Source organism: Pseudoclavibacter sp. RFBB5 (assembly GCF_002931555.1).
GTDB lineage: Bacteria > Actinomycetota > Actinomycetes > Actinomycetales > Microbacteriaceae > Pseudoclavibacter.
In genome coordinates, this window is the sequence record NZ_PSTZ01000011.1 from 81,805 (window position 1) to 106,996 (window position 25,192).

Genomic DNA, 25,192 nt, shown 5'->3' on the forward strand with positions numbered 1-25,192 from the left:
TGCTTCGCGTGCGGGTAGGTGCTTGCGGTGCGAATCCAGCACTGGATGGCACGCGACAAGCTGACTGATTGCATCCTATCATACCAGTTGGGCCGCAGCTCTGGTGCGGCAGAATGGAAACCACACCTACGAAGGGAGCGCTGATGCCTGAGGCAGCCAGCACACAGCGCACACCGCAGACAGGGATCGTTCGCCAGAAGCGGCTCTCCGACCAGGTAGCGGACGCGATCAAGGACGACATCCTGGAGCGTGGGCTGGAGCCCGGCGACAAGCTCCCGTCCGAACGCGAGCTCTGCGAGACCTACGGCGTCTCACGCACCGTCATCCGAGAGGCAGTCCAGGCGCTCACCGCGAAGAGCATAGTGATCGCGACTCCCGGCTCCGGACTCACCGTCGCCCGCGCGAGCATCGACGACGTCGGCCAGATGCTGCAGATGTTCCTCCGAAACGGACCGGACGTCCCCTACCTGCAGCTGCACGAGGTGCGCGCGACGCTCGAGGTCTCCGTCGCGGGGCTCGCAGCCGAGCGCATCGACGACACCGGCATCAGCGCGCTCGCCGACCTCTGCGAACAGCTGCCCTCGTTCTCCGACGACATCGCCGCCGCCTCGCGCAACGACTACGACTTCCACCGCGGGCTCGCCGTAGCCACCGGGAATGACTTCTTCGTCACGCTCTACGACGTCCTCGGAGAGGGACTCATGCAGACCCGCATCGCCACCTTCTCCTTCGACCCCAGGCGCATCGACGTCGTGGCTCGGGCCCATGCGGCGATCGTCGCGCGTCTCGCAGCCCACGACTCCGATGGCGCGAGCAAGGCCATGGTGGATCACCTCGGCGAGGTGCGCGAGACCTGGATCCTGCACCAGTCGCATCCGTCACCCTGACCGCAGCACCAGTCGCTGTGTGACTACACAGCGATTATGGATGCGCGCTTCCTAGCCTTCGTTGGATCCCCGGGCGGCCAGCCACGCGGGCCCAGACGACAAAGGAGTTGCGATATGACAGATTTCAGCGGACGTTCAGTCCTCATCACCGGTGGAGCGGGCGGCATCGGCGCTGCGACCGCAGAGGAGTTCCTCAAGCTGGGGGCCCGCGTGGCTCTGGTCGACCTGTTCGCCGAGCCGCTCGAGGCCACGCGCGAGCGCCTCGCGGCACACGGGGACGTCATCACGATCACTGCGGACGTCACCAATGAGGCAGACGTCGAGCGCTACGTCGCCGAGACCGTCGAGGCGTTCGGCACCATCGACGTGTTCTTCAACAACGCCGGCATCGAGGGCGCCGTCGGCCCGCTCACGGAGGCGAGCGTCGACAACTACGAGAAGGTGTTCGCCGTCAACGTCCGCGGAGTCTTCCTCGGCATGAAGCACGTGCTCAAGGTCATGACCGAGCGCGGCAGCGGCAGCATCATCAACACCTCCTCGGAGGCAGGCCTCGACGGGTCGCCAGGCGTCTCCGCGTACGTCGCGTCGAAGCACGCTGTCGTCGGCTTCACGAAGTCGGCCGCGCTCGAGGTCGCGGCGACCGGGGTTCGGGTCAACAGCATCCACCCGTCCGGCGTGAACACGCAGATGGTGCGGCGCCTCGAGGAAGGATTCGGCGGCGGCGACACCGAGGCCGCGAAGGCAGGCTTCCAGGCGGCGATCCCGATGGGCCGCTACGCGGAGCCGCTCGATATCGCGCGCGTCGTCGTGTTCCTCGGCTCGGACGAGGCGTCGTTCGTGACCGGCGCGCAGTGGCGCGTCGACGGCGGCAACGGCGCCCGCTGACCAGAGCATCCTCCGCGCCGCGCGCGGGCGAAGGCAGACTCACGCAGTCAGAGTTGTGGCCCGGTGCTGCTCCCGAGAACGGGAACAGCATCGGGCCACAACTCTGTGGTGCTCGCGGCTCACCGGGTCGCCTCTCCCGAGGCGCGGCACAGCCCGCGGCACCCGCGCCTCCCGCCGCCCCTCAGGCGAGACTCGTCAGCACGAACAGCGTCGCGCGCAGCGGCGAGAGCGCGATCGCGACGGCGAGGTCCTGGGGCGTGCACCCGCCCTCGAGCCGATGCGACGTGAACGACGCCCCGCTTGTCACGACCGGCGCCCCATTGCGGGAGACCTGAACGCTCGAGAGGCCGACGCCGCGCATCGTCCACTCGGTGCCGTCGACGCCGCCGATGCGAGCCCGCACCGTGCGCGAGCGGCGAGTGAGCTGAAGGTCGAATCGCCGAGCATGCGGCTGCGTCACCTCGCCGGCGATACCGCCGACGACGAGCTGCATCGGGAACCGGAATGCGCCCTCGGGTGCGACCCAGGCCGCCCCGCGGTGGTGCGTCTCGTCGGCGATGAGCTCGGCGGTCGGGAGCCCGTCGCCGGAGGCCGTCGCGCGCCAGGGGTCGGCCGAGTACACGAGCGTGGCCGTGCCGAAGGGGGTCGCAGCCCGCCACACCTCTTCCGGTGACCGGTGGGTGATCGGGAACCGCTGGGACCGGAATGCACGGATGCTCACGGCGCGTTCCTCGGCGTGCCTAGTCGTTCGCGGGCTTCTTCGCGGTGGGGCGACGCCTGCGCACGGGGCGTGGGCGCTCCTCGGCTTCGCGTTCCGCCTCGTGCACGCGAGCCGGCCGCCAGACGACAACCTCGGTGCGGCGTGCCGTGCGGCGCCCATGTGCGAGCGGCACGACGTCGCCGCGCTCACCAGCCGCGAAGACGCGACCACCGAGCCGGGTGAGGCGCTCGTCGGCGAGCTCCGCCTCGAGCGCACGCACGCGGCGGCGCAGCCCGAGCACCTCACGCTGCAGCTCGAGCACGCGGGCGATGCCCTCGAGGCTCACGCCCTCGTTCGAGAGCACTGCGATCTCCCGCAGCTGCGCCACGTCGCGCAGCGAATAGCGCCGCACGCGGCCCGCAGTACGCTGCGGCGTGACCAGACCCATCCGGTCGTATTGCCGCAGGGTCTGCGGGTGCATGTTCGCGAGCTCGGCGGCCATGGCGATCGCGAAGATCGGGGCGTCCTCGTCGAGGTCGGAGGGGAGTGCCATGAGCGCCCCTACCTGCCTTGGCGGGCGAGGCGGAGGAGATCCTCGCGCGGGCTCTCGTCACCGGATGCGGCGACGAAGTCAGCGAGGGCCTTCTCCTGCGCACTTGAGAGATGGTTCGGGACCGCGACCTCCAGGTGCACGAGCAGATCGCCCTTGCCCTTCTTCGTCTCGATGCCGCGGCCTTTGACGCGCAGCGTCTTGCCGTTCGGGGTGCCGGGCGCGACCTTCACGCGCACGGTGCCGCCGTCGACCGTGGGTACCTCGATGGTCGCGCCGAGCACTGCCTCCGCGAAGGAGACGGGCACGGTGACCTCGAGGTTGAGCCCCGAGCGGGTGAAGACGGGGTCCGGGCGAACCGTCACCGTGAGGATCAGGTCTCCCGCTTCGCCGCCGTTGGGGCTCTGGCCGCCCTTGCCGCGGAGTCGGATCTTCTGCCCGTCCTCGACGCCGGCCGGAACGCGCACCTTCACGACGCGTCCGTCCTGCCCCTGCAGCTCCACGGTGTCGCCCTTGATGGCGGTCATGAAACCGAGGGTCGTGGATGCGCTCTGGTCGCGGCCCTTCTGCGGTCCGGTCTGGAACCCGGCGGGGCGACCTGCGCCGCCGCCGAAGCTGCCGGCGCCGAATCCGCCGCCGCCTCCGCCGAACATGGAGCCGAGGAGGTCCTCGAAGTCCGCATTCGACGCGCCTCGGCGCGCACCGCCGCCGTTGAACATCCCGCCGAACACGTCCTCGAAGCCCGCGCCTCCGGGGCCGCCTGGGCCCTGCTGGAAGCGGGCGCCGGAGCCCATCGCGCGCATCTGGTCGTACTCTGCGCGGTGCTCTGGGTCGGAGATCACGGAGTAGGCCTCGGAGATCTCCTTGAACTTCGCCTCAGCAGCGGTGTCGCCCGGGTGCGAGTCAGGGTGGTACTGACGCGCGAGCTTCCGATACTGCTTCTTGAGGTCTTTTTCGTCTACGTCCTTCGATACGCCGAGCACCGCGTAGAAGTCCTTGTCAAACCAATCCTGACTGGCCATATGGTCCTTCTGTTCCTAGGAATGAGCATGTCTTCTGGATGAACACGAGAGGGGGCCCGCGTCTGCGGTGCCCCCTGCCGTGTTCGATCGGTGCGGGTGCGCCGATCGCGGTGCTTACGAAGCGGGTACGAACACCGCTGCCTTCGCGACGCGGACCACGCGGTCGCCGACCGTGTAGCCGCGCTCGACAACATCGGCGATGGTGTCGGTGGTGACGCTCGGGTTCGGGAGCTGCGCGATCGCCTCGTACCGCTGCGGGTCGAAGGCCTCGCCGGCCTCGCCGTAGGCGGTGAGGCCGAGGCGCTCGACCGCCGTGCGGAGCTTGTTGGCGATGACGGCCATGGGCGTGTCCTCGACGAGGTCGCCGTGCTTCTGGGCACGGTCGAAGTCGTCGAGCACCGGGAGGAGGGAGCGGAGCACTTCAGCCTTGGTGGCGTCGTATGCCTCGCTCTTCTCACGGTCGGTGCGGCGGCGGTAGTTGGCGTACTCCGCCTGGACGCGCTGCAGGTCCTGGAGGCGCTCCTGGGCGAGATCGCTCTCGCCAGGCGTGCCCTCGGTTGGTGCGTCTTCCGCGCCTTCCCCGCTGAGGAGCTTCTCGAGGTCCTCAACGCTCAGACCTTCAGCCGCGGCTTCAGCAGCCTCGCCGGTCGCCGGGTCGGTGTCGTCCGGGATGGACTCCGCCGACTCGGCACCAGCAGCCTTGCCGAGGTCGCGAACTTCGCCAGTCTCCGGGTCGATCCGACGCTTGTCGTTGATGATCGGCTCGTTTGCTTCTCCCGAGTTCTCGGGACCGCGTGCTTCTGACTCGTTTCGCTCTTCAGCCATGACTACTTGTTGTCCTTGTCGTCCTCGTCATCCACGACCTCGGCGTCGACGATGTCATCGTCGGCCGCCTGGTCTCCGGCGGGTGCGTCAGCCGTGGGGGCTTCCGCTGCCTGCTCAGCCTGGGCTGCGGCGTAGATTGCCTCGCCGAGCTTCGTCTGGCTGGTGTTGAGCTTGTCGAGCGCCGACTTCACTGCCGCGTCGTCGTCGCCTGCGAGAGCCGTCTTGAGGGCGTCGACGTCGCCCTGGACCTCGTTCTTGACGTCGGCGGGGAGCTTGTCGTCGTTCTCGGTGAGCACCTTCTCGACCTGGTAGACCGTGGTCTCGGCGATGTTGCGCTGCTCAGCGCCTTCGCGACGCTTCTTGTCCTCTTCCGCGTGCTCTTCCGCCTCGCGGACCATGCGCTCGATGTCTTCCTTGCCGAGGCTGGAGCCGCCGGTGATCGTCATCGACTGCTCCTTGCCCGTGCCCTTGTCCTTTGCAGAGACGTGCACGATGCCGTTGGCGTCGATGTCGAACGTGACCTCGATCTGCGGCATGCCACGGGGGGCCGGTGCGATGCCGGTGAGCTCGAAGGTGCCGAGGTTCTTGTTGTCGCGGGTGAACTCACGCTCGCCCTGGAAGACCTGGATCTGCACGGACGGCTGGTTGTCGTCGGCCGTCGTGAAGGTCTCGCTGCGCTTGGTGGGGATGGCCGTGTTGCGCTCGATGAGCTTGGTCATGATGCCACCCTTGGTCTCGATGCCGAGGGAGAGCGGGGTGACGTCGATGAGGAGGACGTCCTTGCGCTCGCCCTTCAGCACGCCAGCCTGGAGTGCTGCGCCGACGGCGACGACCTCGTCAGGGTTGACACCCTTGTTGGCGTCCTTGCCGCTGAGCTTCTTGACGAGCTCTGCGACTGCGGGCATGCGGGTGGAGCCACCGACGAGGACGACGTGGTCGATCTGGTCGACGTTGATGCCGGCTTCGCGGATGACGTCTTCGAACGGCTTGCGGGTGCGCTCCAGGAGGTCCTTGGTGAGGTCCTCGAACTTGGCGCGGGTGATGCTCGTGTCGAGGTTCGCGGGGCCGTTCTCCGTGAGGGAGAGGTAGGGGAGCTGGATGCTGGCGCTCGTGGAGCTGGAGAGCTCCTTCTTCGCCTGCTCGGCCGCTTCCTTCAGACGCTGGAGGGCGATCTTGTCGTTCGCGACGTCGACGCCGGTCTGCGACTTGAACTCCGTGATGAGGTACTTGACGAGGCGGTCGTCCCAGTCGTCGCCACCGAGGCGGTTGTCGCCGGCGGTGGAGCGGACCTGGATCGTCGAGAAGTCGTCGTCCTTGCCCACTTCGAGGAGGGAGACGTCGAAGGTTCCGCCACCGAGGTCGAAGACGAGGATGAGCTCGTCCTCCTTGCCCTTGTCGAGGCCGTATGCGAGCGCGGCTGCGGTGGGCTCGTTGATGATGCGGAGCACGTTGAGGCCGGCGATCTCGCCGGCTTCCTTCGTGGCCTGGCGCTCGGCGTCGTTGAAGTAGGCGGGGACGGTGATGACCGCGTCAGTCACCTTGTCGCCCAGGTACTGCTCGGCGTCGCGCTTGAGCTTGCCGAGGATGCGCGCGGAGATCTCCTGCGCGGTGTACTTCTTGTCGTCGATGCCCTGGGTCCAGGTGGTTCCCATGTGGCGCTTGACGGAGCCGATGGTGCGGTCGACGTTGGTGACTGCCTGGCGCTTGGCGGTCTCGCCGACGAGCACGTCGCCGTCCTTCGTGAAGGCGACGATGGACGGGGTGGTGCGGAAGCCCTCGGCGTTTGCGATGACCTTCGGCTCGCCACCCTCGAGGACTGCGACGCAGGAGTTCGTGGTTCCGAGGTCGATTCCAACAGCACGTGACATGTGTGGTTCTCCTTTTGTAGAGCTGCTTGTGTGAGTCTGAGTCGGCCCGAGTTGCTGTCTCGATCGTGTGCGTCGAGACAGATGCAGACCTGAGCCGTATGCACTCAAGTTTACTCATCGGGCTCCGACCGTCAAGCTCAGTGGCTGAGAGTTGAGTGTGAGCGACTCAAGTCTGGTGGCCGTCACGTGGGGCAACTTTTCTGCGCGGAACGTCACCGAGCGACCGCCCAGCACCCACCGTTACGCGATTCCTGGACGCCGCCCGAGCTTCCTGCGACGCTCTCGCCAGCCCGCCACTCCGAGCGCGCCGCCTCCGGGCTCCCAGTGCATCCAACCCGTGCATGCATCCACGACAGGACCGTCATGACCAGACGCCGCTCCATCTTCTCCGCCGCCGTCATCGGCGCCGCCCTCACCTCCCTCCTGCTCAGCGGATGCGCGACCGGGCAGAGCACCGCGAGCGCGGGTTCCGACACCCCCAGGCAGGGCGGTGACCTCGTGCACGCCGTCACCGCCATCGCCGACGGCTGGCAGCAGCAGCAGTCCAACAACTGGCACAAGAGCCAGGTGTGGACGCAGCTCGTCGAGACGCTCGTCTACGTCGACAGCACCGGCGAGGTGCACCCGTGGCTCGCCGAGTCGTGGGAGGAGAGCGAGGACGGACTCCAGTACACGCTGAAGCTGCGCGACGACGTGACCTTCTCGGACGGCACGCCGCTCAACGCAGACGTCGTCGCGAAGAACCTCGAGGTGCTGGGCCTCGGCGACGAGAGCAAGGGCATCACCCGCTCGCCCATCGTGCCCGGCGAGTTCGCGAGCGCCGAAGCCGTCGACGACACGACCGTGCTCGTGACCCTCAGCTCCCCCAACCGCGGGTTCATCCCGAGCCTCGGCTTCTTCGCCGCAGGCATCCTCGGCGAGAGCACGATCGACCTGCCCCTCGAGGAGCAGGCGAAGCTCGAGAACGTCGTCGGCACGGGCCCCTTCGTCTTCGAGTCGCAGGTGCCGGAGCGCGAGATCGTCGTCACGAAGCGCGACGACTACAACTGGGCGAGCGAGGCGTTCGCCCACGAGGGCCCCGCCTACCTCGACTCCATCACCTTCAACGTGCTCGAGGAGGACTCCGCCCGCCAGGGCGCCCTCGAGGCCGGCCAGGTCGACTCGGTGCACTTCGTGCAGCCGAGCGAGGAGCAGCGCCTCACGGACGAGGGCTTCAACGTCATCTACGGCGAGTACCTCGGCACGCCCATCAACTTCGTGCTGCGCCCCAACGCAGAGATCACGGACGACGTGAAGGTACGCCAGGCCATCCAGCACGGCGTGAATCGCGAGGAGATCGTCGACACGGTCTTCAACTCCAACTGGAAGCCCGCCACCTCCTCGGTGCAGGCCGCGACGCCCGGCTGGGTCGACCTGAGCGAGAATCTCGCCTTCGACCAGGACCTCTCGAACACGCTGCTCGACGAATCCGGCTGGACAGAGACGGACAGTGACGGCTACCGGGTGAAGGACGGCACGCGCCTCACGATCCCCGCGTACACGTCCCCGTTCGTCAACGGTTCAGGCCAGATCCTCGAGCTCGCGAAGCAGCAGCTCAAAGCCGTCGGCATCGAGCTGGAGATCCGCCAGTCGGATGCGAGCACCTACAGCGACATCTTCGCCGCGGGAGGAACACCCATCTTCCCTGTCGCCAACTCCTTCCTCGATGCGACGACCCTGCGCCAGTACTGGGGCCAGGACTACACGAACCAGTTCCAGCTGAAGAACGGCGAGATCGAGGAGCAGCTGCTCGGCGTCTCGGAGACCGCGAACGGCACCGACGAGCGCGCCGCGAACCTCGCCGAGCTGCAGGAGACGGTCCTCGAGGAGGCCTACACGGTGCCGCTGGTCGACAACTCCCAGGTGTTCGTCACGAGCCCCAACGTGTCCGGCATCGAGACCAACGCCGTCGGCCGCCCGTACTTCTACGACACCTGGCTCGGGCAGTAGGCCGCGCGTCGGCGGCCCGAAGCGGGAAAGCACATCCGTCCGCGTCAAACTTCGGTGACTATTCGGCCTCTTCCGTCCGTCTCGAGCGCGTTCGGCCGCAGTTGTCACCGAAGTTTGGCGGCTGTCCGCCTCACGGCTCGTGGAACGTCACCGGGAAGTCCGCGATGTGCAGGCCGGATGCGCCGATCCTGCTCTCGATCGCGGCGTGCTGGGCGGCGGGCGCGGTGACGTTCACGTGGTCTCGGCCACCCATCGGCGCGCTCCCGCCGTCTGCCCAGAAGGCCTCGACCTCGTGATCTTCGGCGAGGTCGGTGAGTAGCGCGAGGTAGGGCTCCTGCTGCCCGGGCAGGATCGTGGCACCGAGCGTCGTGGAGTTGATCTCGACCTCCCTGTCGGGGTCCAAGCCCGCGGCGGCAAGCAGCGCCCCGACGTTCTGGACGAGCGGCAGCAGGTGGAGGTAGCCGTCCCTGGTCTCCTCGATGGAGACGAGGGCGAAGCGCCCGTTCTCCCAGATCGCCGGCTGCACGGCCATGCCGGGCGCGACCTCGTCGAGCTCGTCGACGAGCGACACGGCGTCGAAGCCGAAGTCAGGGCAGGTGCCTCCTGACAGCGCTCGCCCAGAGGAGTCGGTCTGGCTGTGCAGCGACATCACGCCGCCCGCGGCGGCGGGCACCTCGAGCGACCAGCTGACACCCTCGGGATGCGCCGACGCGCAGAGCTCGTCGAGCAGGGCGGGTAGGTGCTCCTGCTCGACGTCGAGCTCGATCCGCGAGATGGGGTCGACGAAGATCGGCGCTTCAACCCACCGTTGTCCCGATACCTCGGTCACGCCCGGGATCGCCTCGACCTGTTCGACGAGGGCATCGAACTCCGCACTCGGACGGTCGAAGCGGGTCTCGTTGACCATCCAGCTGAAGAGCGTCGCGGCGCCGAGCAGGACGCCGAAGAGCGCGATCACGAGGGCGGCGAGCCACACCCGAGTCCTGAGTCGCATGTGCTGCCTCCCGTCCGCAGCCGCGCGCACGCTCCGACCGCTTTCCGGGCCAGGGTGCCACGCGCAGGTCACAGTGCGGTTCACGGCAGACGAACGGCGAGCGAACTCAACCGGCCAGGACCTCGCGCAGGCTGTTCCCCTCCGCGCCGCCTCACGCGCATAGAATCCGCGCATGGCACACCCCGGCCGCGCCGACGAAGGCGCACCCTCCCCCAGCGACCCGACTCCGAGCGGGCGGGTCGAGACCGTCGACGGCGGCGCCGCCGTCACGCCGAAGGAGCTGAAGAAGCGCGCGACCGCCTGGGCGCTGTGGGACGTCGGCAACTCCGCCTTCCAGGCCGTCGTCGTCACCTTCGTCTTCGCCACGTACCTAGCGAGCGATCTCTTCATCGACCCGCAGGTCGCGGCGCTGGGCGAGGTGAACCCGCTCGACCCGCAGTATCTGGCCGCTCAGGCCGCATCCACCAACGTCATCGCCAACCTGAGCACGATTGCGGGCCTGCTCGTCGCCCTCATCGCACCCGTGCTCGGGCAGCGCTCCGACGGGTCGGGGAGGCGAAAGCTGTGGCTGGGCATCTTCACCGGCATCACCGTGCTCATCATGCTGTCCATGTTCTTCATCCAGCCCGGCGAGGAGTACCTGTTCTGGGGCGCGCTGCTGCTCGCAGTCGGCACGATCTTCGCCGAGCTGAGCGGCGTCAACTACAACGCGATGCTGTCGCAGGTGTCGACGCCCAAGAACGTGGGCCGCATCTCGGGCATCGGCTGGGGCCTCGGCTACCTGGGCAGCATCGTGCTGCTGGTGCTGCTGCTCGTGCTGTTCATCCAGTCGTTCGGCGCGGAAGGCCGGAACGGCGTCCTCGGGGTGCCGAGCGGGGCGGATGGGGGCGCGCTCGACATCCGCTTCGCGATCGTGCTCGCCGCTGTCTGGTACGTGGTCTTCGCGTTGCCCGTCATGTTCAAGGTGCCCGAGATCCCGAAGGACGAGACCCGCCGAAAGGTGAGCTTCTTCGCGTCGTATGGCGTGCTGTTCCGCGTCATCGGGAAGCTCGCGAAGAGCGACCCGAAGCTCCTCCTCTTCCTCGCCGCGAGCGCCGTGTTCCGCGACGGGCTGCAGGCGATCTTCGCGTTCGGCGCGATCCTCGCGGCACAGGTGTACGGCTTCGCGCCCAGCGAGGTCATCTACTTCGCGGTCGCCGCGAACCTCGTCGCCGGCCTCGGCACGCTCGCCGCTGGCTGGTTCGACGACCGCTTCGGCCCGAAGCTCGTGATCATGGCGTCGCTCGTCTCGCTCACGGCGTTCTCGGTCGTGCTCCTCTTCCTCCCATCCGAGAAGACGGTGTTCTGGATCTTCGGCCTCGCACTCTGCCTCTTCGTGGGTCCTGCGCAGGCCGCGAGCCGCTCCTACCTGTCCCGCGCGACCCCTCCCGGCCGCGAGGGCGAGCTGTTCGGCCTCTACGCCACCACGAACCGGGTCGCGAGCTTCATCACCCCCGCCCTGTTCAGCCTCTTCGTGTTCCTCTCCGGCAACCCGAAGATGGGCATCATCGGCATCGGCATCGTCCTCGCCGTGGGATTCCTCATGATGCTGCCCGTGCCGAGCAAGGTGAAGCAGGCGAGCGCGTAGCGGCCCGCTCTGCAACTGTTACCCCCAAGGCCGGGCTCGCTGGCGGAATGTCGGTGGTGCGGACGACACTTGATGCCATGACGCACGAGACGAACGGCACCGCAGCGCAGCTCCCCACGACCCTCCTCGGCGATGGCCTCGTGACGACCGTGCAGGGGTACGGCGCCATGAGCCTCAGCGACGCGTACGGTCCCATCGACGACGAGCAGGCCCTGCGCACGCTGCAGCACGCGGTAGATGCGGGCATCACGTTCATCGACACGGCCAACATCTACGGCGACGGCCGCAGCGAGCGCACCATCGCCAAGATCTTCCCGGGGCAGCGCGAGCGCATCCAGCTCGCCACGAAGTTCGGCATCACGAAGGGCGACGGCGTCGGAAAGCGCGGCGTGCGCGGCGACCGCGAGCACGTCCGCGAGCAGGTCGAGCTCTCCCTCAAGCGCCTCGGCACCGACTACATCGACCTCTACTACCAGCACCGAGTCGACCCCAACGTGCCCATCGAGGACACGGTCGGCTTCGTCGCCGAGCTCGTCGCCGAGGGCAAGGTGCGGCACATCGGCCTGAGCGAGCCGACGGGGGCCGAGATCATCCGCGCCGCCGCCGTGCACCCCATCGCGGCCATCCAGAGCGAGTACAGCATCTTCAGCCGCGATCTCGAGCACCACGTCATCCCCGCCATCCGCGAGGTCGGCGCCGGCTTCGTGCCCTACTCCCCCGTCAGCCGCGGCCTGCTCACCGACTCGTGGGCCGAACTCACCGCCGAGAAGCCCAACGTGCGCGCCAACTTCCCCCGCTTCTTCGCAGAGAACCTGCCAGCGAACCGCGCCCTCGCCGGCGAGGTCGCGGCCGTCGCGCAGCAGCTCACCGAGCAGCACGACCGCCATGTCTCCGTCGCTGAGGTCGCCCTCGCCTGGGTCTCCGCGAAGTCGGCGGAGTTCGGGGTACGGGTCTCCCCGATCCCGGGAACCCGCAGCCCCGAGCGCATCGACGAGAACCTGCGGGCCATCGGCCTCGACCTGGCCGGCGAGCAGCTGCTCCGACTCGACTCGATCGCCGAGCGCGTCGTCGGGAACCGCTCGGCAGATCCCGCCTGGACGTCCCAGGGCCGCGAAGAGGCGGCGCTCGCGGCATCCTGATCCGGGCTTATCCCCAGCTTTCCGAGTTGCAGGCAAACGAAGTGCAACTAGAATCTCCCCTCATGGAAGACCCTCCCAGTCATAGTCCCAAGCCTCTTGACGTTCCGGCCGCCTCTTCGGCCGCCACAGTCTGGAGGCACCACGCATGAACGAATGGGTGATGCTCGGCATCGGCCTCGTTCTCACAGTAGGAACCGGGTTGTTCGTCGCGAGTGAATTCGCGCTCGTCAACCTCGACCGAAACGATCTCGAAAACCGGCAGAGCCGCGGAGAGAAACGACTCGGGCCAACCATCAAGGCCCTGAAGATCACGTCGACACACCTCTCCAGCGCGCAGCTCGGAATCACGCTCACGACCCTGCTCACGGGATACACGTTCGAGCCGGCCGTCAGCTCCCTCCTCGCAGAGCCCCTCGAGGGCCTCGGGGTGGCCGAGGGCCTCGTGCCCGTCGTCGGAGCCATCGTCGGCATCGTCCTAGCGACGCTGTTCTCGATGATCATCGGCGAGCTCGTCCCCAAGAACTTCGCGCTCGCCCTCCCACGGGCGACAGCGAAGATCGTCATCCCGTTCCAGGCGCTCTTCACGACGGTGTTCAAGCCCGTGATCCTGCTCCTGAACAACACGGCGAACGCCATCATCCGCTCCATGGGCATCGAGCCCAAGGAGGAGCTCTCCGGTGCCAGAAGCGCCGACGAGCTCTCCTACCTCATCCGGCACTCCGCGCTCTCCGGGCTCCTCGAGGAAGACGACGCAGCACTGCTGCGACGCACCCTCAAGTTCTCCGAGCACGACGCGTCCGACGTCATGACACCCCGCGTGCGCATGGCGAGCATCGAAGTCGACGACACGGCGCAGGCGATCATCGCCCTCGCCATCGAGACCGGGTTCTCCCGGTTCCCCGTCGTCGACGGGACGCCCGACAACATCACGGGCTTCGTGCACGCGAAGCAGGCGTTCGCGGTGCCCGTCGAGACACACGATGAGGTCACGGCCGGCCAGCTGCAGACCGAGGCGCTGCGCGTGCCGGAGTCGATGGGCGCCTCCGCCCTGCTGACCCTGCTGCGCGCCGAGCGACACCAAGTCGCCGTCGTCGTGGATGAACACGGCGGCACCGCAGGCATCGTCACCCTCGAGGACCTCGTCGAGGAGATCGTCGGCGAACTCGAAGACGAACACGACCGGCACCAGACCGGGTTCATCCGGCGCGGCCGCTCGGTCACGTTCGACGCCTCCTGGCGTCCCGACGAGGTGCTCGACCGCCTCGCGATCGAAGTTCCGGAGGACGGCGACTACGACACCGTCGGCGGCTTCATCACCGACACCCTCGAGCGCCTTCCCGAACTGGGCGATGAGGTCGAGATCGAGGCCGGCACCCTGCGCGTCGAGCGCATCGACGGCACCCGCATCGTGCGGGTCCGCTACCTGCCGAACGAGCCAGACGGAGACCAGAGCCTCATGAGCAATCAGGAGCTCGCTCACGACAGAGCGCACGAGCGAGTCAAGGAGGCGATGATCAATGAGTGAGTACCTGCCAGGAATCCTGTGGCTGTTCGTCCTCCTCATCGGCAACGCCTTCTTCGTCGGCGCCGAGTTCGCGGTCATCTCCGCGAAGCGGTCGCAGATCGAGCCCCTTGCTGAGCGGGGCAGCCGCGCCGCCAAGACGACCCTCTGGGCGATGGAGCACGCAACGCTCATGCTGGCGACCAGCCAGCTCGGCATCACCGTCTGCTCGCTGCTCATCCTGAACGTCTCCGAGCCGGCCATCCACCACCTCCTCGAGATCCCTCTCGGGCTCACCGCGCTGTCGGCCGAGCTCATCAGCGTGATCGCGTTCGCGGTGGCGCTTGTGCTCGTCACGTTCCTCCACGTCGTGTTCGGCGAGATGATCCCAAAGAACCTCGCGTTCTCGGTGCCGGACCGCGCCTCCCTCATGCTCGCCCCGCCGCTCGTCGTGGTCTCCAAGATCTTCAACCCGATCATCTGGAGCCTCAACACGATCGCGAACGGCGTGCTGCGCCTCTTCAAGGTCGAGCCGAAGGACGAAGCGACGAGCACGTACACGCTCGAGGAAGTGGCCGGAATCGTCGAGCAGTCGACCCGCGAGGGAACACTGAACGACGCGTCGGGCACGCTCGCGGGCGCGTTCGAGTTCACCGAGAAGCGGGTCAGCGACGTGGATGTGCCGATCGCCGAGATGGTGCTCCTGCCTGCGGGCGCGCGCCCCATCGACGTGCAGAAGGCCGTCGCCGAGCACGGCTTCTCGCGCTACGTCGTCACCGACGAGCGCGGTGAGCCGACGAGCTACATCCACATGAAGGACGTCATGGACCTCATGGCCCCGGACGTGTTCACGGCCCCGATCCCGCAGAAGCGACTGCGGAGCCTCGTCTCCGTGTCGCGGGATGCGGAACTCGAGGACGCAATGGCGGTGCTCCGTGACCGCGGGGCGCACGTCGCGAAGGCCCTCGACTCCGAGGGCAACGTGACCGGCCTCCTGTTCCTCGAGGACGTCCTCGAGGTGCTCGTCGGCGAGGTCAACGCGACCGCCGCTGCGAACTAGCCGACACGGTCGAGACCAGCTCGAGGATGCCCCCGCCCGGAAACGGGCGGGGGCATCCTTGGTTTCCGGGTGCAGCTGTATGCGCATCCGGCACCTGCCTGTCGTCGCTCGTTGACAGTGCACATGGCGAAACGAGAGGGTGGTGAGGTGCAGCCCACCCCACAGACCGCCCAGACCACCACCACTGCGAGCGGGCGGGAGAAGCTCTCGGTCGGCGTCTTCCTCGCTCTGGCCTTCGGCCTGCCGTGGCTCGTGACCCTGCCCCTGTGGTTGGGCGACGGTCTCGCGAACCCGTGGTTCCCGGTCATCTCGATCGCCATGATGATGACGCCAGCCATCGCGGCGCTCGTCGCGGTCTTCGCCATCGAGCGTCCGGCGAGGCCATGGCGTGCGCTCGGGATCGTGCCGCTGAAGCCCGTCGGACGGCTCATCGCCTACCTTGCGCTCGCCGTCGTCGTCCCGGTGGCGCTCGTGTTCGTCGCGCTGCCCATCGGCGCCCTGTTCGGCGTCTACGCGATGGACCTCGTGAACTTCTCCGGCTTCCAGGCGATGCTCGACGAGCAGCTCGCAGCCGAGGGGGTCGGCAATCTGGAGCTCCCCATCCCGGTCGCCGTGCTCGTGCTGCTGCAGCTCGCGAGCATCCCGCTCGGGGCGTTCCTCAACCTGATCCCCGCCCTCGGCGAGGAGCTGGGCTGGCGCGGCTGGCTGCTCCCGAAGCTCCTCCGGTTGGGTACCGTTCCCGCGCTCCTCATCTCGGGGGTCATCTGGGGCGTCTGGCACGCGCCGCTGATCCTGCTCGGCTACAACTACGTGGATGCGCCGGGCTGGCTCGCGCTGGCCATGATGACGGGGATGTGCATCCTGGTCGGGGCCGTGTTCGCGTGGCTGCGCATCCGCTCGGAGTCGGTGTGGCCGGCGGCCCTCGCGCACGGGGCGTTCAACGCCGCCGCCGGCTCGTACCTGCTCTTCGCTGCGGCGGGCGAAGAGGTCGACACGACGCAGGCCACGATCCTCGGCTGGACGGGGTGGATCGTGCCGCTGATCTTCGTCGGCGTGCTGCTCGCGACGAAGCAGTTCGCGCCGCCGAAGCCCGCCGAAGTGCTCGCAGGCCGTCGTGGGCCGCAGCCGACGGCCGCTTCGTCAACTCCCTGACGAAGTTCAGGCCACCTCTGCTTTGATGCCGCCACGAGGATGCATCCGCGGTGAGCTCACGCGAATCGCCAAGCGGATGTCTGGGGGAAGGGGACATCGATGGAGACATTCGGCATCGAGGAGGAGGCGATGCTCGTCGAACCGCGCACGCTCGAGCCGAGGCCAGCCTCCGCACAAGTGCTCGAGGGGCTCCGCCACGATGGGCGCCTTCGCTCCCTCGTCACCCGCGAGTTCCTCAACTCGCAGGTCGAGTACTGCTCGCCCGTGCTCCGGTCGGCGCGGGAGGCGCACACGCACCTCAACGCCTACCGAGCGGCACTCAACTCGGCCGCCGATCATGCCAGGGTCGCGCCCTGGCACGGGGCGGTGCCGTTTGTCCCCGGTGAGCCGCACGCAACCGAGACAGCCAGGTACGGGGAGCTCGCGAGCGAGTACCGGGGCCTCGTGCGGGAGCACCAGATCAACGCCATCCACGTGCACGTGGGGATCTCCTCACGTGAAGAGGGTGTGCGGATCATGAACGCCGTGCGCGGCTGGACGCCGGTGCTGCTCGCGTTGAGCACCAATTCGCCGCACTGGCGTGGAGAGGATTCTGGGTTCGACAGCTGGCGCACCATCCAGATGCGGCGGTGGACCACTCACGACTGCCCTCCGGTGTTCGTCGATGCCGAGGACTATCGGCAACGAATGGAACGTCTTGTCGGGGTTGGAGGAACGATCGATGCTGGCTCGGTGGCGTGGAACATGCGTCTCTCCGCGAACCACCCGACGATCGAGTTCCGGGTCTTCGACGCGCAGCTCGAGACGCGCGAGACGGTGCTGCTTGCGTTGATCTGCCGGGCCTTGGTCACGGCGACTGAGGACGGCGAGGCCGGTGGCGCCCTCGCCGACCTGCCTCCCGAGCTGCTCGAGGCGTCGCTCTGGCAGGCCGCCCGTGATGGGATCGACGCACGGCTCCTGAACCCGGTGACGGGCGAGCTGGCGGGGGCCCGCGCGGTCGCGGATGCCCTGCTCTCCCACGTCGGTCCTGCCGCGGATGCGTTCGGGGACGGCGACGAGATCCGCTCGGGCGTTGACCGTCTCTTCCGCTTCGGGACGGGAGCCGCGCGGCAACGGCAGACATACCAGGAAGGCGGCATCGAAGCTCTGCGTGCCCTCCACGCGGCCGTCTGAGCGGATCGGCCACGCCGAGGGAGCAGACTGGGTGGATGCCTCCGACCACTCCCCCTGCCAAGGTTCAGCGCACCTCGCTCCCGAGGACGATCGCGCGCGTCGTCCTCGGTGGGTTCCTGCTGTTTGCCGGCATCGCGCATCTGAGCTTCGCCCGCGAGGACTTCCAGGCGCAGGTGCCGACCTGGCTGCCGCTCGATGCGGACTTCGTGGTGCTCGCATCCGGTGTCGTCGAGGTGCTGCTCGGGCTGGCGCTCATCGCGGCCTGGCGATGGCGGGTCGCGGTCGGCTTCACCGTCGCGGCGTTCTTCGTTGCCGTCTTCCCCGGCAACATCTCCCAGTACGTGACGGGGACGGATGCGTTCGGGCTCGACACCGACGCGGCCCGGCTCATCCGCCTCCCGTTCCAGGTGCTGCTCATCGGGCTGGCGATCTGGTCGACCGGCGCGTGGCGCGACCGTCGCGAACTGCTCGAGCCGTTCCGCCGGGGACGGATGCTCTAGATTTCTCCTATGACAGATCCCGGCAGCGCAGCCTCGCCCGCCACCGGAAACTCCGGGGTCGCCCCGCTGCTCGTGCTCGGCAAGATCACCGACATCCTCGATAGCTTCACGCTCGAGTCGCCGTCGCTGTCACTCGCGGAGATCAGGTCGAGGACCGGGCTCCCGACCTCGACCACGCAGCGTCTCGTCACGAACCTCGTCGCGCAGGGCTTCCTCGACCGCGACGACGATCGCTTCCGAATCGGGCTGAAGATGGCGTACTGGTCGGCGCCTGCCGTGCGAGGCATCAAGGCCATCGACCTGCTCGCGCCATTGCTCCGCGAGCTGCGACAGGCGACCGGGGAGAGCGCGACGCTGTTCAGGGCGGACGACGACTACCGCGTCTGCATCGCCGTCGACGAGACCCGCCACGAGCTGAAGCAGGATGTGCACGTCGGCAAGGTCGCGCCGCTCACGGTCGGTTCCGCGGGACGGGTCCTTCTCGCCTGGAACGATGACCTGCGCGAGAGCATCCTCGCCCACCCCATCCCGGACCTCGCGGCGAGCACCATCACCGACCCGGCCGAGCTGCGAGGGGTGCTCGATCAGACGCGACGGGACGGGTTCGCGATCACGCGCAACGAGCGCATCGACGGGCTCGTCGGCCTTGCGGCCCCGGTGTTCGAGCCGAGCGGGCGGGTGCGCATGGCCATGGGCGTGAGCGGGCCCGCCGCGCGCATCAAGCCGCACATGCTCGAGGAGTGGGCCCCGATGCTCGTCGAGACGGCCGAACGCGCGACTCGCCTGATCGGCGGGCGCGCCCCCGCCACCGACTGACAGCGGGCGCTCGGCTGGCAGCCGTCAGAGCGAGGCCGGCACGACCCATTCGAACGCGGGAGCCTTCGAACGGGCACCCTGGCGCGCCTTCGAGCGGTTGGGCTCGCCGAGGTCGTCGAGCAGCGCCTCCGACTCGCGGACGATCTGGGCGAACGCCGCCGGAGTGAGCCACTCGGGGCGCATCGCGAAGAGCAGGTCCTCCGTGGCCGTGTTGCCGCTGGCGCCCGGAGCGAAGGGGCAGCCGCCGAGGCCGCCAAGCGCGCCGTCGACGACTGCCGCGCCCGCGAGCACGGCCGCGATCGAGTTCGTGACGCCGGCGCCCCACGTGTCGTGGCCGTGGAAGACGATCTCGCGCTGCGGCGTCTCGGTGGCCACGCGCGAGATGAGCGACGACACCTGTCCGGGGTGCGCCTGCCCGAGGGTGTCGCAGATCACGATGTCCGCAGCACCCTCGGCGCGGGGATCGTTGGCGATCTGTATGACCCGGTCTGGGTCGACCTGCCCATCGAACGGGCAGGTGAAGGAGGTGGCGAGGCACAGCTGGATGCGCCCGCCGGCCTCACGGGTGAGGGCGACGGCGTCCGGCATGGCGGCGAGGCTCGTGTCCGTGGTGCGGCCGATGTTCGCCTGGTTGTGGGCGTCGGAGACGGAGAGGCAGTACTGGAAGTTCTTCGCGCCGGCTGCCGCGGCCTTCTCGATGTGCCGCGGGGTCGCGACCCACACCCAGCTGCGCTCGAGCTCCTCCGGCGTGAGCGCCTCGATCACCTCGAGCGTGTTGGCCATGGGCGGGACGAGGTCGCCGCGCGCCATCGAGCCGATCTCGAGCTCTGGCACGCCGGCGGCGAGGAGCTCGCGAGCGAGGGCGACCTTGCGGTCCGTCGACAGCAGCTTGCCGGTGAGCTGCAGGCCGTCCCGCAGCGTGACGTCGCGCAGGCGTGCATCGGTGATCGGGTTCTGGCTCATCGTGTCTCCACCTTGCTGTCGTCGTCGAGCTGGGTCTTGGTGTCGTCGAGCTGCCCCCGCGGCGCGAGGCCGGCGTAGGCGGCGAGCACCGCCTCGGTGTCCTGTCCAAGCTGGGGCGCGAGGGTGCGGATGGGGAGGGACGCGCCGCCGAGGACCGGGACGATGCCGGGGAACCCGACCCCCTCGACCGTCTGCTCGCCGTCGGCCACGTCGAACTTCTGGATCATGTCGCGGGCCGCGTACTGCGGGCTCTCGCTGATGTCCTCGGCCGTGTAGATGGGGCCGGATGGGACGCCCGCGTCGTCGAGGATGTCGAGGACCTCGTCGGCCGGCATCGTCGCCGTCCACGCGCCGATCGCCGCGTCGAGCTCGTCGCGGCGCTCCCAGCGGAGGTTGTTCGTCGCGAGCCCAGGGTCGCCCGCGAGGTCGTGGCGGCCGATGATGCCCATGAAACGCACGAAGATCGCATCCGCGTTGCCGGCGATGACGACGCTCTTCCCGTCCGCGCACACGTAGGCGTTCGTGGGGGCGATCCCCTCCATTCGTCCGCCGACCCGCTCGCGGACCACGCCGTGAGCCTGGTAGTCGGGGATGAGGGACTCCATCATCGAGAACATGGCCTCGTTGAGGGCCACGTCGATGACCCGCTCCTCGAGCGGAGCTGGCCCGAGGCCGGCACCACGGCGCTGCTCGCGCTGGAACATCGCCATCATCACGCCGTAGGCGGCGTACACGCCCGCGATGGAGTCGCCGATGGAGACGCCGACACGCACCGGGGCGCGGTCCGGGTCGCCGACGAGGTTCCTGAACCCGCCCATCGCCTCGGCGACCGCCGCGAACCCGGGTCTGCTCGAGAGCGGGCCCGTCTGCCCGAACGCGGAGATACGGCCGATGACGATGCCGGGGTTGATCTCGTCGAGCACGTCGGGACCGATGCCCCACCGCTCGATCGTGCCGGGCCGGAAGTTCTCGAGGATGACGTCGCAGTCGGCGGCGAGCGCGCGCACCGCATCCCTCCCCTCCTCCGTGCGGAGGTCGAGCGTGATCGACTTCTTGTTGCGGTTGATGGTGTGGAACAGCATCGACGTCGTCGAACCGGGGTGCAGGCGCCATGAGCGCAGCTCGTCTCCCGTTCCGGGGCGTTCGACCTTGATGACCTCGGCGCCGAAGTCGGCGAGCATCCGCCCTGCCGTGGGGGCCGCGATGAAGTTCCCGAGCTCGAGCACGCGGACTCCCTTGAGCGGGGCGATGTTGGCGTTGGTGTGCATGTCGGTCCTTTCCGGACTGGTGATCGGTCGGAGCGTGCGGGTCAGATGAAGATGCTGAGGACAAGCGTCACCAGCAGCGCGACGATCGAGGCGACGGAGACACCGACGGTGCACGTCTTCAGTGTGCCTCGTGTCGTCTGGCCGAGCAGCGACTGGAGGAGCCAGAACGTGTTGCTCGTGACGTGCACGGCGAACAGGGAGCCGGCACCGGCAGCGAGGGCGATGAGGATCGGGTCGAGCCCGATCACCGAGGCGATGGGAGCGAGGATGCCTGCCGCGGTGATCGCGGAGATCGTGACCGAGCCGACGGCGACGTGCAGCACGGCGGCGATGGCCCAGACGATGAGGAGCGGCGCGAAGCTGTGCGCGCCGAACGCCTGCCCGAGGATGTCGCCGAGCCCGGTCGCCGCGACGGTCGCGGCGAGCGCGCCGCCGACGCCCGTGAGGATGAGGATCTGGCCGCTTTCACGGAAGCCCGCGACGACCGACTTCTCGACGGCCTTGACGCCGACCGTGAGCCTGCCGATGACGCTCGTGCCGAGCACCGCGAGGAGCAGGGCGAAGACCGGGTCGGTGATGAGGACCAGCGCGTCGATCTCGATGCCGGCGATCTGCAGGATCGCGCCGGTGGCGATGAGCGCCAGGCAGAGCAGCAGCGGGGAGAAGAGCAGGATCAGCTTGGGCTCGGAGCTGGTGGTGCGCTCGGCGACCGCGACGCCGCGGGGCACTCCGCCGACCTTGCTGAGTCGGTCGCCGACGGGGATGTTCTCGGTCTTGAGCGGTCCGACGGGCTCGGGGGAACCGTCGATGCTGTCGTCCGCCGCGTCTTCTCCCTCGACGGGCTGCGTCTCGTCGAGCTTCTCCTTCCAGAAGCCGATGCGGAACAGCAGCGTCATGATGAAGATCGAGATGACGATGGTCGGCACGATCACGATGAGGCCGAAGAGCAGCATCTGGCCGAGGGGAACGCCGAGCACGCCGGCGAGCGCGAGGGCGGCGACGCCCGGCACCATGAAGACGATGCCGCACTCGAGGCCGATGGCGAGGGCGGTCGCGATGCGCGGTGTGCCGTGCTTGCCGATGAGCGGCGCCATCTTGCGGGCCAGCGGCGCGGAGATGACGAGGAGCACGTCGAGGAAGATCGACTGGAGCACGGTGCCGATCGTGAGCCCCATGGCGTACGGGAGCCCCTTGGGGCCGAAGATGCGCAGCAGGTGCGAGACGAGCCGCTGGATGGCGTTCATCTCGCTGAGCATCGAGCCGAGCAGCACGCCGAAGGTGATGAGGAGGCCGACCTCTGCCATGATCTCGCCGAAGCCGCCGGTGATGGTCCCGATCGTGTCGGTCGGCGAGTTCCCCGTCGCGAGCCCGAGGTAGAGGGAGCCGATGACCAGCGCGACCGCAGGGTTCAGGCGGAAGCGGGTGATGAGCACGACGACGCCGAGGATGGCGATCGCGGTGTGGATGATGGTGATGATCTCTGACGTCATTGTCGTCCAATCGAGGTGGGTCTCGCGCGGTGCCCCGGCCGGTTCGAGGGGAAGCGGATGGGGGCTTGGCCTGGGTCCGCATCCGGCTTACATTATGTGCATGAACTCATTATGTAAGCAAGGGTCCACATCGTGATCCAGGAATCGAGGGTCAGTATCTCGGTGCCGACACCGGCACTCGCAGCGGACATCGCGCAGCTCGACCTCGCCGACCGCGTGGAGTGCATCACCTGGGACCTGGCGACGCCGTCACCCTCTGCGCACATCGAGCTCGTGGTCCTCCCTTACCAGCAGGACCCCCACCTCGTCGCGAACCTCGGGGCAACGACAACCCAGCTCGTCCAGGCGCAGACCATCGGCTACGAGGACATCGTCGCGCACCTGCCGCCCGGGCACACGGTCGCCAACGCGCGCTCCGTGCACGAGGCCTCGACGGCGGAGCTCGCGCTCGGCCTCGCGCTCGCCTCGCTGCGACGCTTCCCGGAGTACTCGATCGCGGCCCAGGGCGGGCGGTGGCAGCAGCTCCCCGGTCAGAGCCTCGCCGACCGCACCGTCGCCATCGTGGGCTACGGCGGCGTCGGTCAGGCCATCGAGAAGCGCCTCGACGGCTTCGAGGCGCGAGTGCTCCGCTTCGCGCGCACCGCACGCGCCGGCGGCCCGGGCGGGGCGCGCCTCGTGCACCCCATCTCGAGCCTGCGTGGCCTGCTGCCGGAGATCGACGTCGTGATCCTCACGGTTCCCCTCACGGAAGAGACCAGGCACCTCGTCGACGACGCCTTCCTCGCGGCCATGCGACCCGGCGCGCTGCTCGTGAACGTCGCGCGGGGCCCGGTCGTCGACACGGACGCGCTCGTCCGCGCGCTCGAGACCGGCCACATCCGCGCCGCCCTCGACGTCACCGACCCGGAGCCGCTCCCGCCAGAGCACCCGCTGTGGGGGCTCGACGGCGTGCTTATCACGCCGCACGTCGGGGGCGCCTCCTCGGCCATGCACCCTCGCATAGTCGCGCTCATCGCACGGCAGCTCCGTGCGCTCCTGAACGGGGAGACGCCCGAGAACATCGTGGCGTCGAGATGACGCGCAGCTGACCGCCGAGCGCCGCGCCGGCTCCGCCCCTAGCGCCAGCGCGGCGCGAGGAAGCCGAGCGCGACGAGCTCGCGCACGTCGGGGACCAGGCTCTCGCGCAGCGCCTCCTCCTCGACGTCGACGAGCGAGGCGATGGCGGTGACGATCTGCGAGCCGACGAGCTCGCCGTCGCACACCGACACGAAGCCCGTGAGCTCGGTCGACATCGACATCGTGCGGCGGAACCCGGCGCCCTGGCGGAGCATGATGATGCTCGGGTCCTCGTCGCCCGGTCGCGAGTGGCGCTCCTCGGTGACGTCGCCGGCGACGATGAGCGGCTCGTCGAAGAGCTCGGCGTCGTCGAGGCCGCGCAGCCAGGTGATGGCCTCGAAGCCGTCGCGGATGTGCTCGGCAAGCGGGTGGCCGAGGGCGTGCGTGAGGTGCTCGAAGCGGCGAAGCGGGCCGCCGACGGCCCCCTCGTGCGTGCGGCGGAGGAAGAACATGCCCATGCCGATGCGCTCCACATCGCGGCTCGCGAAGTCCTGCAGGTAGCGGCGGAACGCGTGCTGCCAGCTCGACAGCTCTGCGTTCTCGGCCGCGTCCTTCAACCACATGTCGGCGTACTCGACGGGCGTCGCGTCCTCGCGCTGCACGACCCACAGGTCGACGTCGCCCGCTGGCCATGTCTCGATGCGCGAGTGCCAGGTCGCGTCGCCCTCGCGCACCTCCCAGTTGCCGAGCATGCACGCGACGCCACCGGGTGCGAGCACCGTGCCGAGCTCGCGGACGAGCCCCTCGACGATGCTGTCGCCAGGCTTGCCTCCGTCGCGGTACGTGTACTGGTCGCTGCCCTCCTCACCCTCGCGGCGGGGCGTGATGACAAACGGCGGGTTCGAGACGAACAGGTCGAACTGCTCGCCGGCGACGGGCTCGAGCATGTTGCCGAGGCGCAGGCTCACGCGGTCGTCGAGGCCGCCTGGCGCGATGCCGAGGGCCGCGGCGTTGAGCAGCAGGTTGAACTTCGCGAATGCGAGGGCGCGCTCGGAGATGTCGGTCGCCACGACGTGGCGCGTGTGCGCGAGCAGGTGCATGGTCTGCACCCCCATGCCGACACCGAGGTCGAGCGCGCGGGCCACCGGCTCGCGCGGGGTGAGCTGCGCGAGCAGGGTCGTCGCCGGCCCGATGCCGACGACGTGGTCGCGGCGCAGTGGCCGGTCGCGGCCGAGCTGCACCCCACCGAGGTCGGAGGCGACCCACATCTCGACGTCGCCGTTCACACCCTCGCTCGCGTACGGGCGCACATCGACAAGCGCGGTCACGAGCTCGTCGGCGAGCTCCTCGCCGCTCGCATCCCCCGGCGCCACACGCGGCAGGCGTTCGACGAGCCGGGCCGCCAGTAGCTCTTCGAGGGCCGGCACGTCGCCCACCTCCACTGGCTCGGCGAGCACGAACAGGCGGATGAGCGCTGCGAGCGCGTCGTCTGGCTCACGCGACAGCGCGAACGAGGCGGGCTCGAGCAGGTCCCGGTGCAGCGCATCCGCCGCCTCCGCGCCGAGGCGCGACTCGACGCCGTCGACCGTGAAGCCGACCTCGGCGAACGTCACCGCGAGCGCGCGGAGGAGCGCCTCGTCGGTGCTGTCGGGAGCGTCGCTCGGGTCGTCGAAGGTGAAGGCGTCTCGAGAAGAGGCTGAGCTGGCATGGCGCGCGTGGGAAGTCAC

The 25,192-nt window shown here is 68.7% G+C and carries 22 protein-coding genes; 12 read left to right on the forward strand and 10 right to left on the reverse strand.

Features of this window, described 5'->3' with window-relative positions; translation table 11 throughout:
• The first annotated feature begins 143 nt into the window (after positions 1 to 143).
• Positions 144 to 887 (forward strand): FadR/GntR family transcriptional regulator, encoded by a 744-nt coding sequence (locus tag C5B97_RS16720; RefSeq protein ID WP_181027060.1) that lies wholly within the window; start codon positions 144 to 146, stop codon positions 885 to 887.
• 114 nt (positions 888 to 1,001) lie between these two features.
• Entirely contained in the window at positions 1,002 to 1,772 is a 771-nt protein-coding gene (locus tag C5B97_RS16725; protein WP_104313175.1) for an SDR family NAD(P)-dependent oxidoreductase, read from the forward strand.
• A gap of 181 nt (positions 1,773 to 1,953) precedes the next feature.
• Here the strand turns inward: C5B97_RS16725 and C5B97_RS16730 are convergent, their stop codons facing one another.
• The 5 genes from C5B97_RS16730 to dnaK all read right to left on the reverse strand — a co-directional run bounded on the left by C5B97_RS16730 (position 1,954) and on the right by dnaK (position 6,737).
• Positions 1,954 to 2,493, reverse strand: a complete 540-nt coding sequence (locus C5B97_RS16730) for a hypothetical protein (RefSeq protein ID WP_104313177.1) — start codon at positions 2,491 to 2,493, stop codon at positions 1,954 to 1,956.
• Positions 2,494 to 2,512: 19 nt separating this feature from the next.
• Entirely contained in the window at positions 2,513 to 3,025 is a 513-nt protein-coding gene (locus tag C5B97_RS16735; RefSeq protein ID WP_104313179.1) for a heat shock protein transcriptional repressor HspR, read from the reverse strand.
• 8 nt (positions 3,026 to 3,033) lie between these two features.
• The gene (locus C5B97_RS16740) at positions 3,034 to 4,044 is read right to left on the reverse strand and encodes a DnaJ C-terminal domain-containing protein (protein ID WP_104254235.1); all 1,011 of its coding nucleotides are present in this window, start codon (positions 4,042 to 4,044) and stop codon (positions 3,034 to 3,036) included.
• A gap of 114 nt (positions 4,045 to 4,158) precedes the next feature.
• Positions 4,159 to 4,869: a nucleotide exchange factor GrpE gene (locus C5B97_RS16745; RefSeq protein ID WP_104313181.1), complete on the reverse strand. Its 711-nt coding sequence runs from the start codon at positions 4,867 to 4,869 to the stop codon at positions 4,159 to 4,161.
• 2 nt (positions 4,870 to 4,871) lie between these two features.
• Positions 4,872 to 6,737 carry a molecular chaperone DnaK gene (gene dnaK, locus C5B97_RS16750; RefSeq protein ID WP_104313183.1) on the reverse strand — a complete coding sequence of 622 codons (1,866 nt, stop codon included), beginning with the start codon at positions 6,735 to 6,737 and terminating at the stop codon, positions 4,872 to 4,874.
• Between the two features lie 363 nt (positions 6,738 to 7,100).
• Between dnaK and C5B97_RS16755 the strand changes: the two genes are divergently transcribed.
• Complete coding sequence (locus C5B97_RS16755) at positions 7,101 to 8,726, forward strand: ABC transporter substrate-binding protein (protein WP_104313185.1); 1,626 nt, start codon at positions 7,101 to 7,103, stop codon at positions 8,724 to 8,726.
• Between the two features lie 130 nt (positions 8,727 to 8,856).
• Here the strand turns inward: C5B97_RS16755 and C5B97_RS16760 are convergent, their stop codons facing one another.
• On the reverse strand, positions 8,857 to 9,720 hold the full coding sequence (locus C5B97_RS16760) for a hypothetical protein (protein ID WP_146080856.1): 864 nt from the start codon (positions 9,718 to 9,720) through the stop codon (positions 8,857 to 8,859).
• 172 nt (positions 9,721 to 9,892) lie between these two features.
• On the opposite strand from C5B97_RS16760, the gene C5B97_RS16765 reads away from it, so the two are divergent.
• The 8 genes from C5B97_RS16765 to C5B97_RS16800 all read left to right on the forward strand — a co-directional run bounded on the left by C5B97_RS16765 (position 9,893) and on the right by C5B97_RS16800 (position 18,688).
• Positions 9,893 to 11,347 (forward strand): MFS transporter, encoded by a 1,455-nt coding sequence (locus C5B97_RS16765; protein WP_104313189.1) that lies wholly within the window; start codon positions 9,893 to 9,895, stop codon positions 11,345 to 11,347.
• Positions 11,348 to 11,424: 77 nt separating this feature from the next.
• Positions 11,425 to 12,486 (forward strand): aldo/keto reductase, encoded by a 1,062-nt coding sequence (locus C5B97_RS16770; protein WP_104313191.1) that lies wholly within the window; start codon positions 11,425 to 11,427, stop codon positions 12,484 to 12,486.
• 145 nt (positions 12,487 to 12,631) lie between these two features.
• Positions 12,632 to 14,011 carry a hemolysin family protein gene (locus tag C5B97_RS16775; protein WP_104313193.1) on the forward strand — a complete coding sequence of 460 codons (1,380 nt, stop codon included), beginning with the start codon at positions 12,632 to 12,634 and terminating at the stop codon, positions 14,009 to 14,011.
• Positions 14,004 to 15,047, forward strand: a complete 1,044-nt coding sequence (locus C5B97_RS16780; protein ID WP_104313195.1) for a hemolysin family protein — start codon at positions 14,004 to 14,006, stop codon at positions 15,045 to 15,047. Before C5B97_RS16775 ends, C5B97_RS16780 begins: the two co-directional genes overlap by 8 nt.
• Positions 15,048 to 15,170: 123 nt before the next feature.
• Positions 15,171 to 16,199, forward strand: coding sequence for a CPBP family intramembrane glutamic endopeptidase (locus tag C5B97_RS16785; protein ID WP_104313197.1), 1,029 nt, complete (start codon positions 15,171 to 15,173; stop codon positions 16,197 to 16,199).
• 99 nt (positions 16,200 to 16,298) lie between these two features.
• Positions 16,299 to 17,372 carry a YbdK family carboxylate-amine ligase gene (locus C5B97_RS16790; RefSeq protein ID WP_104313199.1) on the forward strand — a complete coding sequence of 358 codons (1,074 nt, stop codon included), beginning with the start codon at positions 16,299 to 16,301 and terminating at the stop codon, positions 17,370 to 17,372.
• Positions 17,373 to 17,407: 35 nt separating this feature from the next.
• A complete protein-coding gene (locus C5B97_RS16795; RefSeq protein WP_104313201.1) occupies positions 17,408 to 17,872 on the forward strand; it encodes a DoxX family membrane protein in 465 nt (154 codons plus the stop codon).
• A gap of 9 nt (positions 17,873 to 17,881) precedes the next feature.
• On the forward strand, positions 17,882 to 18,688 hold the full coding sequence (locus tag C5B97_RS16800; protein ID WP_104313203.1) for an IclR family transcriptional regulator: 807 nt from the start codon (positions 17,882 to 17,884) through the stop codon (positions 18,686 to 18,688).
• 24 nt (positions 18,689 to 18,712) lie between these two features.
• Here C5B97_RS16800 and C5B97_RS16805 read toward each other — a convergent pair whose 3' ends face one another.
• Genes C5B97_RS16805 through C5B97_RS16815 form a run of 3 tightly spaced genes read right to left on the reverse strand, consistent with a single transcriptional unit; the run spans position 18,713 to position 22,409 of the window.
• Positions 18,713 to 19,651, reverse strand: a complete 939-nt coding sequence (locus C5B97_RS16805) for a hydroxymethylglutaryl-CoA lyase (protein ID WP_104313205.1) — start codon at positions 19,649 to 19,651, stop codon at positions 18,713 to 18,715.
• The gene (locus C5B97_RS16810) at positions 19,648 to 20,919 is read right to left on the reverse strand and encodes a CaiB/BaiF CoA-transferase family protein (protein ID WP_104313208.1); all 1,272 of its coding nucleotides are present in this window, start codon (positions 20,917 to 20,919) and stop codon (positions 19,648 to 19,650) included. The genes C5B97_RS16805 and C5B97_RS16810 overlap by 4 nt, the downstream gene beginning before the upstream one ends.
• A 41-nt stretch (positions 20,920 to 20,960) precedes the next feature.
• Positions 20,961 to 22,409 (reverse strand): GntP family permease, encoded by a 1,449-nt coding sequence (locus C5B97_RS16815; protein ID WP_104313211.1) that lies wholly within the window; start codon positions 22,407 to 22,409, stop codon positions 20,961 to 20,963.
• Between the two features lie 132 nt (positions 22,410 to 22,541).
• Between C5B97_RS16815 and C5B97_RS16820 the strand changes: the two genes are divergently transcribed.
• A complete protein-coding gene (locus tag C5B97_RS16820; RefSeq protein ID WP_219819828.1) occupies positions 22,542 to 23,486 on the forward strand; it encodes an NAD(P)-dependent oxidoreductase in 945 nt (314 codons plus the stop codon).
• Between the two features lie 38 nt (positions 23,487 to 23,524).
• Here the strand turns inward: C5B97_RS16820 and C5B97_RS16825 are convergent, their stop codons facing one another.
• The gene (locus tag C5B97_RS16825) at positions 23,525 to 25,192 is read right to left on the reverse strand and encodes a methyltransferase (protein ID WP_104313213.1); all 1,668 of its coding nucleotides are present in this window, start codon (positions 25,190 to 25,192) and stop codon (positions 23,525 to 23,527) included.

What these genes read in the sequence shown, in the direction of transcription:
- C5B97_RS16725 (WP_104313175.1), top strand. Translation starts at nt 1,002, where the DNA reads ATGACAGATTTCAGCGGACGTTCAGTCCTCATCACCGGTGGAGCGGGC.
- C5B97_RS16810 (WP_104313208.1), bottom strand. Translation starts at nt 20,919, where the DNA reads ATGCACACCAACGCCAACATCGCCCCGCTCAAGGGAGTCCGCGTGCTC.
- dnaK (WP_104313183.1), bottom strand. Translation starts at nt 6,737, where the DNA reads ATGTCACGTGCTGTTGGAATCGACCTCGGAACCACGAACTCCTGCGTC.
- C5B97_RS16770 (WP_104313191.1), top strand. Translation starts at nt 11,425, where the DNA reads ATGACGCACGAGACGAACGGCACCGCAGCGCAGCTCCCCACGACCCTC.
- C5B97_RS16720 (WP_181027060.1), top strand. Translation starts at nt 144, where the DNA reads ATGCCTGAGGCAGCCAGCACACAGCGCACACCGCAGACAGGGATCGTT.
- C5B97_RS16800 (WP_104313203.1), top strand. Translation starts at nt 17,882, where the DNA reads ATGACAGATCCCGGCAGCGCAGCCTCGCCCGCCACCGGAAACTCCGGG.
- C5B97_RS16760 (WP_146080856.1), bottom strand. Translation starts at nt 9,720, where the DNA reads ATGCGACTCAGGACTCGGGTGTGGCTCGCCGCCCTCGTGATCGCGCTC.
- C5B97_RS16780 (WP_104313195.1), top strand. Translation starts at nt 14,004, where the DNA reads ATGAGTGAGTACCTGCCAGGAATCCTGTGGCTGTTCGTCCTCCTCATC.
- C5B97_RS16740 (WP_104254235.1), bottom strand. Translation starts at nt 4,044, where the DNA reads ATGGCCAGTCAGGATTGGTTTGACAAGGACTTCTACGCGGTGCTCGGC.
- C5B97_RS16795 (WP_104313201.1), top strand. Translation starts at nt 17,408, where the DNA reads ATGCCTCCGACCACTCCCCCTGCCAAGGTTCAGCGCACCTCGCTCCCG.
- C5B97_RS16765 (WP_104313189.1), top strand. Translation starts at nt 9,893, where the DNA reads ATGGCACACCCCGGCCGCGCCGACGAAGGCGCACCCTCCCCCAGCGAC.
- C5B97_RS16735 (WP_104313179.1), bottom strand. Translation starts at nt 3,025, where the DNA reads ATGGCACTCCCCTCCGACCTCGACGAGGACGCCCCGATCTTCGCGATC.
- C5B97_RS16790 (WP_104313199.1), top strand. Translation starts at nt 16,299, where the DNA reads ATGGAGACATTCGGCATCGAGGAGGAGGCGATGCTCGTCGAACCGCGC.
- C5B97_RS16785 (WP_104313197.1), top strand. Translation starts at nt 15,171, where the DNA reads ATGGCGAAACGAGAGGGTGGTGAGGTGCAGCCCACCCCACAGACCGCC.
- C5B97_RS16805 (WP_104313205.1), bottom strand. Translation starts at nt 19,651, where the DNA reads ATGAGCCAGAACCCGATCACCGATGCACGCCTGCGCGACGTCACGCTG.
- C5B97_RS16775 (WP_104313193.1), top strand. Translation starts at nt 12,632, where the DNA reads ATGAACGAATGGGTGATGCTCGGCATCGGCCTCGTTCTCACAGTAGGA.
- C5B97_RS16745 (WP_104313181.1), bottom strand. Translation starts at nt 4,869, where the DNA reads ATGGCTGAAGAGCGAAACGAGTCAGAAGCACGCGGTCCCGAGAACTCG.
- C5B97_RS16755 (WP_104313185.1), top strand. Translation starts at nt 7,101, where the DNA reads ATGACCAGACGCCGCTCCATCTTCTCCGCCGCCGTCATCGGCGCCGCC.
- C5B97_RS16815 (WP_104313211.1), bottom strand. Translation starts at nt 22,409, where the DNA reads ATGACGTCAGAGATCATCACCATCATCCACACCGCGATCGCCATCCTC.